12 protein-coding genes are annotated in these 12,376 nt (G+C 38.7%); 3 read left to right on the top strand and 9 right to left on the bottom strand.

Translation table 11 applies throughout. The features are described from left to right. Nucleotides 1–33: 33 nt before the first annotated feature. Both CJ190_RS01345 and argF read right to left on the bottom strand, forming a co-directional pair. On the bottom strand, nt 34–1,404 hold the full coding sequence (locus CJ190_RS01345; protein ID WP_070598117.1) for an alanine/glycine:cation symporter family protein: 1,371 nt from the start codon (nt 1,402–1,404) through the stop codon (nt 34–36). Nucleotides 1,405–1,786: 382 nt separating this feature from the next. After that, nucleotides 1,787–2,779 carry an ornithine carbamoyltransferase gene (argF, locus tag CJ190_RS01340; RefSeq protein ID WP_013669249.1) on the bottom strand — a complete coding sequence of 331 codons (993 nt, stop codon included), beginning with the start codon at nt 2,777–2,779 and terminating at the stop codon, nt 1,787–1,789. Between the two features lie 273 nt (nt 2,780–3,052). Here argF and CJ190_RS01335 point away from each other — a divergent pair, with 273 nt between their 5' ends. Beyond that, a complete protein-coding gene (locus CJ190_RS01335; RefSeq protein ID WP_064292375.1) occupies nt 3,053–4,285 on the top strand; it encodes a helix-turn-helix domain-containing protein in 1,233 nt (410 codons plus the stop codon). A gap of 71 nt (nt 4,286–4,356) precedes the next feature. On the opposite strand, the gene CJ190_RS01330 is transcribed toward CJ190_RS01335, so the two are convergent. The 5 genes from CJ190_RS01330 to larC all read right to left on the bottom strand — a co-directional run bounded on the left by CJ190_RS01330 (nt 4,357) and on the right by larC (nt 8,148). Further along, nucleotides 4,357–5,313, bottom strand: coding sequence for a DMT family transporter (locus CJ190_RS01330; protein WP_082888611.1), 957 nt, complete (start codon nt 5,311–5,313; stop codon nt 4,357–4,359). An 87-nt stretch (nt 5,314–5,400) separates the two neighbouring features. Next, nucleotides 5,401–6,081: a nickel pincer cofactor biosynthesis protein LarB gene (larB, locus tag CJ190_RS01325; protein WP_082888610.1), complete on the bottom strand. Its 681-nt coding sequence runs from the start codon at nt 6,079–6,081 to the stop codon at nt 5,401–5,403. A gap of 51 nt (nt 6,082–6,132) precedes the next feature. Continuing rightward, nucleotides 6,133–6,927, bottom strand: a complete 795-nt coding sequence (larE, locus tag CJ190_RS01320; RefSeq protein ID WP_064292373.1) for an ATP-dependent sacrificial sulfur transferase LarE — start codon at nt 6,925–6,927, stop codon at nt 6,133–6,135. 13 nt (nt 6,928–6,940) lie between these two features. After that, a complete protein-coding gene (gene larC2, locus CJ190_RS09260; RefSeq protein ID WP_064292372.1) occupies nt 6,941–7,384 on the bottom strand; it encodes a nickel pincer cofactor biosynthesis protein LarC2 in 444 nt (147 codons plus the stop codon). A 23-nt stretch (nt 7,385–7,407) separates the two neighbouring features. Then, nucleotides 7,408–8,148: a nickel pincer cofactor biosynthesis protein LarC gene (larC, locus tag CJ190_RS09255; protein WP_064292371.1), complete on the bottom strand. Its 741-nt coding sequence runs from the start codon at nt 8,146–8,148 to the stop codon at nt 7,408–7,410. A gap of 184 nt (nt 8,149–8,332) precedes the next feature. Between larC and CJ190_RS01305 the strand changes: the two genes are divergently transcribed. Beyond that, nucleotides 8,333–9,568: a helix-turn-helix domain-containing protein gene (locus tag CJ190_RS01305; RefSeq protein ID WP_064292370.1), complete on the top strand. Its 1,236-nt coding sequence runs from the start codon at nt 8,333–8,335 to the stop codon at nt 9,566–9,568. Nucleotides 9,569–9,612: 44 nt separating this feature from the next. Here CJ190_RS01305 and CJ190_RS01300 read toward each other — a convergent pair whose 3' ends face one another. Further along, complete coding sequence (locus CJ190_RS01300; protein ID WP_064292369.1) at nt 9,613–10,812, bottom strand: coenzyme F420-0:L-glutamate ligase; 1,200 nt, start codon at nt 10,810–10,812, stop codon at nt 9,613–9,615. A 195-nt stretch (nt 10,813–11,007) separates the two neighbouring features. Here CJ190_RS01300 and CJ190_RS01295 point away from each other — a divergent pair, with 195 nt between their 5' ends. Beyond that, nucleotides 11,008–11,973, top strand: coding sequence for a glutathione S-transferase family protein (locus tag CJ190_RS01295; protein ID WP_064292368.1), 966 nt, complete (start codon nt 11,008–11,010; stop codon nt 11,971–11,973). An 83-nt stretch (nt 11,974–12,056) separates the two neighbouring features. On the opposite strand, the gene CJ190_RS01290 is transcribed toward CJ190_RS01295, so the two are convergent. Beyond that, nucleotides 12,057–12,356, bottom strand: coding sequence for a DUF2316 family protein (locus tag CJ190_RS01290; RefSeq protein WP_064292367.1), 300 nt, complete (start codon nt 12,354–12,356; stop codon nt 12,057–12,059). Nucleotides 12,357–12,376: the final 20 nt, after the last annotated feature.

Below are 12,376 nucleotides of genomic sequence, written 5' to 3'. Positions count from 1 at the left end.
GTAGAGTTTCTTAACTAAATTTATAGATACACATTACTTATCTTTTTTGGCACCAGGGAAATATTTAGGGTTTGTGAAGAAGTCATCTGTCAATTCTCTGACTTCACCACTAAGCATAATCATCCCTATCATATTAACAAAGACTACTAATCCTAAAGTGAAGTCTAAGAATACTCCAGCGCCTTCAAAAGTCACAAATCCTCCAAGAAGAACCATGAAGCAAGCTAAGAAACGCATTAATTTACCAAAGTGCAGTCCGAATAGGTATTCACCTAATCTTTCCGCATAGAAGACAATAACAATAACTGTTGAAATAACAAACATAAATAAGGAAATAGCTATGATAACTGTACCTATACTACCAAAAGCATTGTTAAAGGCTCTTTCAACAGCAATATCTTTTAGGGCTGGATTTTTATAATTTCCAGAAAGCATAACTACTAAAACAGAAATGGTACATACCATTAAGGTAGTAGAAACGACTTCAAAGATCCCCCATAGTCCCTGACGTACTGGATGGTCAGTAACGGCGGTAGCATGCGCATAAGCAGCTGAACCCATCCCAGCTTCATTAGAATATGAACCACGTGCAGCACCCGCTTTAAACATTTCTAAAAATGCTCCCCAAGCACCACCAGTAATCGCAGCTTGTGGATTAAAAGCACTTGAAAAGATAGCAGAAACAGCATCAGGTAAATTCTGAATATTCATAAAAATAACAACCAGACCACAAATCACGTATAAACCAGCCATAACAGGAACTAATTTCTCAGTAATTTGTCCGATCCGTTGAATACCACCATAAACAACAAGAACGACTAGGACAGTTATCGCAGCAGCAGATATAGGACGAGAAAGTCCTAATTGTTCTAGCGGTGCTGTAGCAGAAATCGTTTGAACTGTGATTGAAGGTAAGATTTCTAACATGAAGAAGAATGCAACCAGGAAGCCCATGATTTTACCAAGGTTTCCTTTAATACCATTTTTAAAGGTATAGGCTGCACCACCGACATAATCTCCTTCTTCATTAACTTCCCGGTATTTAATCCCTAGAACAATTTCTGAAAACTTAGTGGCTTGACCAATAATACCTGCTACCCACATCCAAACAATTGCACCAGGTCCAGCAGTAAATATAATCGCCGGCGCAACCACAATGTTAGCCGCTCCGATTGAAGATGCTAAGGCTGCCGATGCTGCTTGGAAGGGACTTACTGAACCTTCACCGCCTACATCCGAGTCAAACATTTTGCCAAATGTTTGCTTCATTGCATAACCAAAGTGTCGAATTTGAATAAAGCGAGTTTGGTAACCAAGTATTAATCCCCCGGTAATAAGTACAATTAATATAGGCCAGTTCCAAACCCAATTGGTAAATTGAGTAATCATTTCAATAAAATTCATTTTAACCACCTCTAAATATTGGTTTTTATGTTAAGGAATTGTTAATCAATAATAGCTAGAGATAGCAATTAATAAAATAAGCCGGATAGTAGAAAAGCTTTTTAGTTAAATGTCTGTCGCTAAAAGCTTTCCCCTCCGGCCTATTAATTGAATAGATAACACTAGTTTCAAACCTTACCTTGACTTCATTTCCTATTCTTAATCTTTTCAACTAGGCTAGCGATGAGTTGTGGGAAACATCACTAGCCTCTTTCAAATGATTATTTAAGTGAGCAAGAAGCCGACTAATATTATCTTAGCCGTAGACAATCTGATCCTTTGAAATATATAAGATACTATTTCCATTCAACTAAGTGTTATCCGTAACAATTACCTTATTAAGTTATGATAATGTTGCATAAACAATAGCTTTAATTGTATGCATTCTATTTTCAGCTTGTTCAAAGACATAGGATTGTTCAGATTCAAAGACTTCGTCGCTAACTTCCATTTCAGTTAAGCCAAATTTCTTAGCAATTTCTTGGCCGACTGTTGTCTTTTCATCGTGGAAGGCTGGTAAGCAGTGTAAGAAAATAGCAGTTGGTTTTGCATTTTCCATGGCTTTTTTATTTACTTGATAATCTTTTAGTAAAGAAATTCTCTCTTCCCAAACTTCGTCTGGCTCACCCATTGAAACCCATACGTCAGTGTAGAGAACATCAGCATCTTTAGTTCCTTCTTCAACGTTGTCAGTCACAGTAACAGTTGAGAAGTTTTCTTTAGCAATTTCTTCACACATTTCCACTAACTTAGGATCTGGAGCGAGTTCTTTAGGAGAGCAAGCAACGAAGTTCACTCCCAATTTAGCACAGACAACCATTAAGGAATTTGCCATATTGTTACGAGCATCGCCCATATATACAAATTTTAGCCCTTTTAAGTGGCCGTAATGTTCTTCAACAGTTAACATATCAGCTAACATTTGGGTTGGATGCCATTCATCAGTTAATCCGTTCCATACCGGAACACCTGCATATTCAGCTAATTCTTCAACAACGTCTTGGCTAAAGCCACGGTATTCAATCCCATCATACATACGGCCAAGCACACGAGCTGTATCAGCGATGGATTCCTTATGTCCCATTTGGGAACTATTAGCATCTAAGAAAGTCACGCCCATACCAAGGTCATAACCAGCAACTTCAAAAGCACAACGAGTCCGTGTAGATGTTTTTTCAAACAAGAGAACAATATTTTTACCTGTTAGGTATTTATGAGGAACGCCAGCTCGCTTCATGTCTTTAAAGTTCTTTGAAAGATCTAATAAGTGACGAATATCACGACTGGTGAAATCAATTAATTTTAGATAACTTTTACCACGAAAGTTTTTTGCCATGAGATATTTCCTCCTAAAAATTAATGTCATTATTGCTATTACAAAAGTTCGAACTTTTTTAATTACAACTATGTTGTAATCGCTTACAGCACTATTATAGCAGGTCTATTTTTATATCTAGGACATCTTAGGTAAGAATTGTTGTTTGTCGTTTCTTATAATGCTTTCAAATAAAATACCTAGCCTTAGTCACCATCTCTTTTGAATTTTATTCAAGCAATTATATGGTAAAATAAACATAAGAGTGAAGAAGTTAAAAAGGTTGTGAATGTCATGCAAGGTCCTATTAATATCCAAGAACCTTCTCCCAATAATATTGATGATAACTTTATTGCATCATTAGATATTGAAAGCGACAGTTCTCCGACAAAGGCATTAATCCACAAAGAAGCTCGTTTTTTATTTATCTTATCCGGCAAAGGAAAAATAAAAATTCAAAACGAAGTTCATACGATGAAAAGAGGCAAGATTATTTCACTCCTACCTTGGCAAATTTCAGAAATTATTGAGGTCGATGAAAAAGTCACTTATTATCTATTAATTTATCGATTTGAACTCATTGAATTTATCTTAAAGGAACAGTTAAGTGACGCAAATGATGGTCAAGATATCGTTGACTTACTTTATCAACAACATTCAATCCAAGTCGATAAAGATGATAGTCAGGTCTTTCAAAGGGCAATCCATTCCTTAAGAGATGAGATCGGCTTACGCACTGCCTCAATCAATCGGCACACAAAGCCCCTATCTTCAATGTGGATTGTCATTCAATTAGCAGAAATTATCATTTCTTACCTACGACAAATTTCTAACAATAAGACCCAAAGTATTTGTAGCGAAGAAATTTTCCGCTATATGTATCTACACTCTTCTGAGGATATCTCTTTAAATAAACTTTCAGAAATTTTCTTTCTATCAAAATCGACGATTTCAAAATATATCAAAAAATTAACTGGTCTAGGCTTCTATAGCCTGCTCGATGAAATGCGTTTATCTAAAGCCCAGTACTTATTACTCCATACCGATCTCAGCTTGACCCAAATTGCTGATACTTTAAACTTTAGTGATAAGTCCCGGCTATCCAAACTATTTAGCCAACACCACGGCATAAATAGTAGCCATTTCAAAGCTACCTATAAAAAAGGAGACAAACAAATACCTAGCCGCCTAAGCCCGCGAGATCTTAAATTAATCAATTACCTGTATGAAAACTATGCCGAAGATATTACCATTGACCAACTGTCGAAGATATTTGATAGTAATCCTAAAGATATTAATTCTATGCTTAATTATTTTGTTGAAGATAATTTCTCAAATTTCTTGAATCAATTACGAGTCAATAAAGCCTGTGACTTACTTATTAAAACTGACCTAAGCATTATTGATATCGCCTATCAAGTCGGTTTTAATTCCAGCAAGACCCTAACTCGAAATTTTAAAAAGATTTTACAGCTATCCCCCAGTGAATTTCGTAAGTTAAATCCTAAAGAACAAGTCCGCTATTAAAAAATCTTGATAAATAGCAAAAGAGTTGACCGCAATGCTCCGTAAGCATTCCAATCAACTCTTTTTATTAATTATTCTTCTTTTGAATCAGAAAATAAGAAGCTCAGTTTAGTTTCTGAAATTAAGATCGCAACAAATATCATTACGAAACCGATAGTCTTGTATACGGTTAGGGTTTCAACCCCTAAAGCAACTGGAATTAAAATACCAAAGACTGATTCTAGAGAAAGAATTAAAGCTGCACTGGTTTCGTCAGTATATTTTTGTCCAACATTTTGAAATAGAAGGGCAACTGCTGTACACATGATCGCCAAGTAAGCCAACTCTAAAAAAGTTCTCTGTCCAATCACCAGATTGGAGTTATCTTCAAAGAACAAGGTCGTTAAGCCAGATAAGACTGCTGCAGTAATGAACTGCAGAATAGTCATCAAATAAGGATCCTTGCCCTTAGAAAATTTCGTAACCGCTACAATATGAGAGGCAAAAAACAGACCACTCAGTAAGGCCAAAGCATCACCTAAGATCGCTTCTCGTCCTTGACCCAGCACTGAATTTTCAGCACCTCCAGCCATTGACACAAAATAAATTCCTACAATACAGAATGCTGCAGCAATCATGTTAAATTTATCAGGCCGATTTTTTAAAACAATCCAGGAAATAAAAGGGACTAAAACACAATAGGAAGCAGACAGAAAAGCTGATCTACCGGGATCTGTATATCCTACCCCAACTGTCTGGATAGAATAAGCAATAAAGAGAAAAACCCCAATACTTACCCCACTTTTTAAATCATCTTTAGTCATATCACGAATTTTTTTCCAAAAAATTATCGCTAAGACCAAAGCCGCTACTGAAAAGCGAATCGCTAAAATCATATTTGGATTAACGTAATCCTGTGCGCCCTTGACTACGGTAAGAGATGAGCCCCATAAAAAAGCAACAACCAGTAAAAGTAGATTACCAAGTTTTTTATTCTTTTTCTTCTTCTGGGGAGCTGGCTGATTAGCAGTTTGATTTTCTTCTTTCATGATAATTCCTCACTTTTCTTTGCAAGTGACAAGTGACAAAGTTATATCTTCGTATCACCTCCTCCTTCTACTTATCTATAAAAACTGTTAATCTCTCTCCTTAACAAATTGGCTGATCTGCTTTAAGAATAAGGCTCCTTGGTAGGCTCCACCGAAGCCATTATCGATATTCACGACACTTATCCCGGAAGAACAAGAAGTAATCATGGCTAAGAGCGTCGTAATCCCTTCTAAGTTTGCCCCGTAACCCACCGAGGTCGGTACAGCAATCACGGGAGCCTCTACTAAACCGGAAACTACACTGGGTAAAGCGCCTTCCATGCCTGCAACGACTACAAGCACGTTGGCTTGACGAATTTCTTCTTGGTAGGATAACAAGCGATGGATACCGGCCACGCCAACATCATAAATGCAGGTCACTTGACAACCCATCCACTCTGCTGTCACCCGGGCTTCCTCTGATACGGGAAAGTCAGAAGTTCCTGCATTTAAGATTACCATCTTGCCATAAGGAATTTTCTCACACTGGCCAATGGTAATCGTTTGCGCAGCTTCTTGATAGTCCGCTTGTGGAAAATCTGCCCCAATAGCCTCCCATTTTTCTTTAGCCACCCGGGTCACCAAAACTGGCTTATCGTGGTCAAGTAAAGACTGCATCACCCGGGCGATTTGGCCTGCAGTTTTATGCAAACCATAGACAATCTCTGGGTAACCCTTTAAATGATCGCGATCAATATCCACCTTACTCTCACCTAAATTATCAAACATTATAAGTCCTTCCTCTATCTCTCTTTATTGATACCACTTAATAAATTAGTTTTAACGATTGAGTTTTCCATAAACATAGCCTTCAACATCTAGGGCGAGATGTTTAAAGCCATAATACTTAAATTGGGCTAAAATCTCGTCCTTTTCTTGGAAGAATTGTTGGAACTGGTCAGGAGAGAGCTCTAGCTTAGCCAGTTCATTGTAGTAGCGAACCCGAACGGGATCAAAACCCTTTTGGCGCATATAAGCTTCAGCAGCTAGAATTTGCTGGACATTTTTCGGGTTAAGGGGTGTTCCGGTGGGGAAGCGTGAAATGACACTACAGCCACTTGAACGGTTCCAATTCGAAATGCCTTCTTTTTTAGCCAGTTGACGGACATCTTCTTTAGTAAAACCACACAGGATTAAGGGGCTTTTGATATCAAACTCTTTACGAGCCTTTAACCCTGGACGATAATCGTTTAAATCATCAACAATCATCCCATCCACCAAGACATAGTCTTTATTTTGAGCCTTAGCAGCCTCTTGAACGGCTTGGTAAAACAACAATTTGCTATAATACCAAATATTTTCATCATTTTTTTGAATACGAGGATCTTCTAACTCATTGACAGGAATAAGCTGACTTTCCACATCCATAGCCTGAGCAAGAGCCAGCGCTTCCTGGTCATCCGCCTCACTCACTAAATCAGACTGAATAATGATGGCCAAGGTATTCTCCTTGCCTAGTAATTTTCTAGCAAGATATAAAAGGAGGGTTGAATCCACTCCCCCAGAGAAAGCAACGCAGACTTGGCCCATTTCTTTTAAGAGGCTTTCCAATTGCTGCAATTTCTTTTGCTCCATAATTACTCCTTACTTATTCTATTTGCGAACCATACTTTTCTTCAATAACCGCCAAGGCCTTTTGATAGACTTGACTAAGGGCTAAGTGATTGTCTCTGGCTAAGTTCACTAAGTCATCATATTCTGGAGTGACTTTAATAATCTTTCCATCCAGATATCCGATTTTAAGCTGTAGCCAACCGCCCAATAAGGCCACTTGGGTAAATTCTCTCTCTAAAATCAAACGTTCGCTATCATAGTAACGCACCCCAAAAGAAGAACTTTCCTTTAATAAAATTTTAGCAACGCTTTTCTTATCTTTGTTTGGGGTTAAGACCGTAATGAGAACGCCTGGACGATCTTTTTTCATCTTTACGGGACTATAGAAAACATCAAGAACTTCTGCCTGGCTCTCTAGTAGGCGCAACAAATAGCCCAAGGCTTCTCCCGTCATATCATCGACTTGGCACTCAATCACTGAAACCTTTTCCCTAGTGCCAGCTAGTTTTTTTTTACCAAGGCTACTCTTAAGACATTAGGATGGTCAAATTCACGGTCCCCCACCCCATAGCCAATTTTTTCTATAGTACCTTCAACCACATCCGCATAATCATCAGCTAAAACCTTGGCGAAGGCCGCTCCAGTTGGGGTAGTTAATTCACCTTCTGCAGTAAAAGATGATAAAGGTACACCCACCAGAATCTCCATAGTCGCTGGTGCCGGCACCGGATAAAGCCCATGGGCAATTTCAATCTTGCCATGGCCGGTGGGCACTTTCGAAAAGGTTAAGTGGTCAACATCCAAGTCTTCTAAGGCTAAACACACCCCAATAATATCAATAATGGAGTCCATGGCGCCTACTTCATGAAAATGAATCTCGTTAGCTAGCTTGCCATGGATTTTCCCTTCTGCGCGAGCGATCTCTTTAAATAAGGCCAAGCTCCGCTCCTTAACTCGATCAGCCAGGTCACTTTCCTCAATTAATTGAAAAATTCCTTGAGCCGAATGGTGGTGGTGACCGTGGTGATCATGGTCTTCATCAAGCTCTGTAAAGCTTAAATTAAGTTTATTAGCAGTAATGCCCTTTTCATCTTTTTTGCTAAAAGACATGGTAAAATCATCAATCGGTAATTTCTTTAACTCGCTTTCGATATATTGCGGGTCTGCTCCTAAGTCAACTAAGGCAGCTAGGGTTAAGTCACCAGAAATCCCATATTCACAATTCACGAATAAATGACTCATAACAATCTCCTTTTTTCATTTAATCTCGACCATTTTATATGTTTTTATTATATCGTTGATCAATAAATTATCAAAGTATAGCGCTTTCTTTTATCATTTTCCTTGTGCTAAGTTTAGTATATAATAATCTTATTCATGCCATTAAATAAGCTAAAATAGTAGGGGGAGTGAACCATAGATAGTGATGAGAAAATATGCCAATAAACTCGATGATGACTTTAGACAAAATTCATTTGCTTTGTCAATGGATATCCAATCAGATTCTAAACCCACAAAACCCTTATTGCATAAAGAAGCGCGGTTTTTAATTATTATTTCAGGTCAAGGGAAAATAAAAATTAATAATACTGACTATACTATGAAAGCTGGGCATATTATTGCTTTACTACCTTTTGAAGTTTCTGAAATTGTAGAGATAACCGAAAAAGTAACCTATTATTTACTCGTTTATAACTTTGATCGCATAAAATTCCTAATGAAAGATTATTTAAATATTGATAAGGAGTCATTTGATTTATTCAATTATCTAGAAAATAATCCTTGTAAAAAAATAAGCCCTAAGGGGCGTTATCAAGTCAAACAGATTCTCACTGATTTACGTGAAGAGGTTGGACTGATTTCCACCCACACCAACCAACTATTTCATGACCACCAAGACTTATCTACTATTCGTAGTTTACTTAAATTAGCAGAGTTTATTATCCTCTATCAAAGAGAAAACCAACAAATAAGTAATTACACCCCTTCTTATAAAGAAATATTTGCTTATTTATTCTACAATGCTTCAAAATCGCTTCATTTAGATGAGGTCGCTAACATCTTTTTCTTGGACAGTCAGTCCCTAGAAGCAGGAATACAAGCTTATGTAGGGATCAGTTTCAAAGAAGTTTTACAAAGAATCCGTGTCTTTAAATGGCTTCATTTACAAGAAAACACTGAGTTAAATCAAGAAGAAATTTCCCTGCTATTAAACTATTCCTTTAGTCAAGAAATACAGGAAGATAGCAAAAAGATTCAACACTTAACCCCTGCAGAATGTGAGGCCTACTGGCAATTAGTCGAAGTCATTAGTCCTATAGCCATTAAGGAATTGCAACCTAAAATATTAGAATTCACTTTCTGGCACTTTACTGATGCTCTTACAATTGAACACCTGAGCCAAAAATTTTCCCTTAGCCCCCAAGATATCAATAGTCAACTTATCGCCTATACTGAAAGAAACTTTCAAAACTTAGTTACCCATCTACGAATAAAAAGCGTCTGTCAACACTTGCAAGCTGGAGATAAAGACCTTAAAGAAATCGCCAAAGAGACGGGATTTATTCATGAAAATAAACTCAAGCGTAGCTTCTATACTCTTATGCAAATGACCCCAAAAGCTTACTGGGAAAAATATAAGCAAGAAAAAAGTTCAAGCTGATTGTTATTCTCAGCTTGAACTTTTTCTTTTACGCGTTATGTTAATTAATCTTCATTGGATAAATTATCAAAGTAACCTTGGATGTAAACGATCGGGGTCCCTTTGTCCCCACTACCACTGGTTAAGTCAGATAAGGAACCGACCAAATCAGTAATTTGTCGTGGTGTCGTTCCGAGGCTGACATTTTTACCATCTCTATCGACATCGCCATGTTGGCTAATATAGTCAGTGATGGCATCCTCTAAGGCTTGTCCACTCAGATCACTGAACTCATTATCCGCCAAGTATTTTAATTTCACTTCATTAGGGGTTCCTTCTAGGCCACTGGTGTAGCCAGGGGAAACGACGGGGTCAGCCAATTCCCAAATATGACCCACTGGGTCTTTAAAGGCCCCATCTCCATAGACCATGACTTCAATTTTTTTGCCAGTGGCTTCTAATAAACGCTTTTGCACGTCATAGACAAAGGATTTGGAGTCACGCGGGAAAAGTTTTAATTCATTGTCCCCAGAAAGGTTGGTCCCTAATAAACCGTATTCTTCATTGTAACCGGAACCATCGACTGACTGGGTTAAGATTTCATCTAAACGATAGACCGTCTTAGCGCCAGCTTCTTTAACGGCTTGAGCAGTTTTGAAACGGGTATGAATATCCGATACTAGGACAGAATCGGTATAGTCAAGAATGGCTTGGGCTTGGTTAGAAAAGATGATTTCACATTCAGCGCCTTCTTTTTCCACGCATTCGCGGTAAAGGGCTACATAGTCTACCCCAGTAAATTTATGTTTGATTTCTTCAAAATGCGAACGAAATTCTGCTTCACTTAAGGTATCTGTCCAAGGGTTAACGCCCGACTTCACCAGGGCTTCATCACTGATTAATTCATTACCCACTTCATCAGCTGGGTAGGAGAGTTGGATCACAACTTTCTTGGTAGCCCGGGCAACGGCTTGGAGAATGTTATAGAAACGATTACGGCTATTAATTGGAAATACCACACCGATACTTTCGGCTTGGAATTTTTGGTGGATATCCTTAGCGACAGCATCCAAGCTAGCATAATTCCCTTGGGCTCTGGCATAGATCGATTCGGTAATGGCCACTATATCCTTATCATGAATGGTAAAGGGCGCTTCCTTGGCTGCATGAGTAACTGTATCAACCACAATTTGTGCGAGGTCGTCACCTTTTTTTACGATGGGGGCACGTAGGCCACGTGATACTGTCCCGACAACTCTTGACATATTCATCATCCTTTTTAATTAAATTACTTTGAGTACCTGAACATTTTACCATTATTTTCTCTTACATTAAATCATTTCTTGGTTTTTTACCCATACAAGAAAAAGGAGCAAATTATTTTTCATTTAGGGATTGGTCTTATATAGTTAATAAGAAGCTTATATGACCTAAAGACAAGTAAAAGGAGCGATTAATCAATGGGATTATTAGTTGACGGTAAATGGTATGACAAGTGGTACGATACCGAGAGTACTGGGGGCCACTTTGTCCGCAAAGACTCCCAATTTAGAAACTGGATCACTAAAGACGGCTCTCCCGGTCCTACTGGTGAGGGGGGCTTTAAGGCAGAAGCAGGCCGCTACCACCTCTATGTCTCCTATGCCTGCCCATGGGCCAGCCGTACCCTCATTATGCGGGCACTCAAGGGACTAGAAGATATGGTTTCCATCTCGGTTGTCCACCCCCATATGGGCGAAAACGGCTGGACCTTTGAAGAAGCTGATGGCGTTATCAAAGATCCGCTCTTTGACGCAGACTATCTCTATCAAATCTATACCCATGTTGACCCTAATTATAGCGGTCGGGTCACAGTTCCTGTTCTCTATGATAAGAAGACCGATACCATTGTTAATAACGAGTCTTCCGAAATTATGCGGATGTTTAACCAAGCCTTTGACGATATTGGTGCCAAAGCAGGTGACTACTACCCGGAAAACTTGCGTGATGAAATCGACCAATGGAATGATGAAATTTATCCTAGGGTCAATAATGGCGTCTACAAGGCGGGCTTTGCAACTAAGCAATCCGTTTATGAAGAAGAAGTGGACCAGTTATTTAAGGAATTAGATCGCTTAGAGAACCACTTAAGTCAACAGGATTACCTAGTTGGGGACCAAATCACCGAAGCGGATTGGCGTCTCTTTACTACCTTGGTTCGTTTTGATTCCGTTTATTACGGTCACTTCAAATGTAATATTAGAAACTTAACTGACTATCCCGCCCTTTGGCTCTACACCCGTAAACTTTATCAATGGCCGGGTGTCAAAGAAACAGTAAACTTCTCCCATATTAAGGAACACTACTACACCAGTCATCCGACCATTAACCCCAACGGTATCGTTCCGCTAGGGCCTGATTTAGACTGGTCACTTCCTAATGAATAAATAAAATCATTTGATCAAGCATTCTCACTAGACTAAGACCCACTAAGCAAATAAGTGGCTCTCCGACTAGTGGGAGTGCTTTTTTACTTTAATAAGCCACGCTCGATCAACTCAGCATCCAAGAACCAATAGTCATGATAATCGCCACCCAAGGCTTGAAAAGACACTGGCTCTTGCTGGTGTTCACTTAAATAAGTATTGAGATAATTTTTTAAGATCCAGGCATCTTCCAAGCGTTGACCTTGTAATTGAAAGACCTGATTCAGGTAACTTTCACTGGTTTTCAAAGCCTCAGCCAGCTCCTGCTTGCTTAAGCCAGTCTTTGTAAAGGCCGTTTTAAGCGCTTGTTTAGTTTCTTCTCTTTGAGCTAGGGTTAAAGACATGATCATCACTCCTCTTTCTA

It is taken from the genome of Aerococcus loyolae (assembly GCF_002871915.2).
GTDB classification, from domain to species: Bacteria; Bacillota; Bacilli; order Lactobacillales; family Aerococcaceae; genus Aerococcus; species Aerococcus loyolae.
Note: the sequence above shows the minus strand (reverse complement) of the source record. Positions and strands in the feature narration are given on the sequence as shown.

Excerpts from the sequence above, each read along its gene's own strand:
- CJ190_RS01345 (WP_070598117.1), bottom strand. The coding sequence starts at position 1,404 with ATGAATTTTATTGAAATGATTACTCAATTTACCAATTGGGTTTGGAAC.
- argF (WP_013669249.1), bottom strand. The coding sequence starts at position 2,779 with ATGGCAAAAAACTTTCGTGGTAAAAGTTATCTAAAATTAATTGATTTC.
- CJ190_RS01335 (WP_064292375.1), top strand. The coding sequence starts at position 3,053 with ATGCAAGGTCCTATTAATATCCAAGAACCTTCTCCCAATAATATTGAT.
- CJ190_RS01330 (WP_082888611.1), bottom strand. The coding sequence starts at position 5,313 with ATGAAAGAAGAAAATCAAACTGCTAATCAGCCAGCTCCCCAGAAGAAG.
- larB (WP_082888610.1), bottom strand. The coding sequence starts at position 6,081 with ATGTTTGATAATTTAGGTGAGAGTAAGGTGGATATTGATCGCGATCAT.
- larE (WP_064292373.1), bottom strand. The coding sequence starts at position 6,927 with ATGGAGCAAAAGAAATTGCAGCAATTGGAAAGCCTCTTAAAAGAAATG.
- larC (WP_064292371.1), bottom strand. The coding sequence starts at position 8,148 with ATGAGTCATTTATTCGTGAATTGTGAATATGGGATTTCTGGTGACTTA.
- CJ190_RS01305 (WP_064292370.1), top strand. The coding sequence starts at position 8,333 with ATGAGAAAATATGCCAATAAACTCGATGATGACTTTAGACAAAATTCA.
- CJ190_RS01300 (WP_064292369.1), bottom strand. The coding sequence starts at position 10,812 with ATGTCAAGAGTTGTCGGGACAGTATCACGTGGCCTACGTGCCCCCATC.
- CJ190_RS01295 (WP_064292368.1), top strand. The coding sequence starts at position 11,008 with ATGGGATTATTAGTTGACGGTAAATGGTATGACAAGTGGTACGATACC.
- CJ190_RS01290 (WP_064292367.1), bottom strand. The coding sequence starts at position 12,356 with ATGTCTTTAACCCTAGCTCAAAGAGAAGAAACTAAACAAGCGCTTAAA.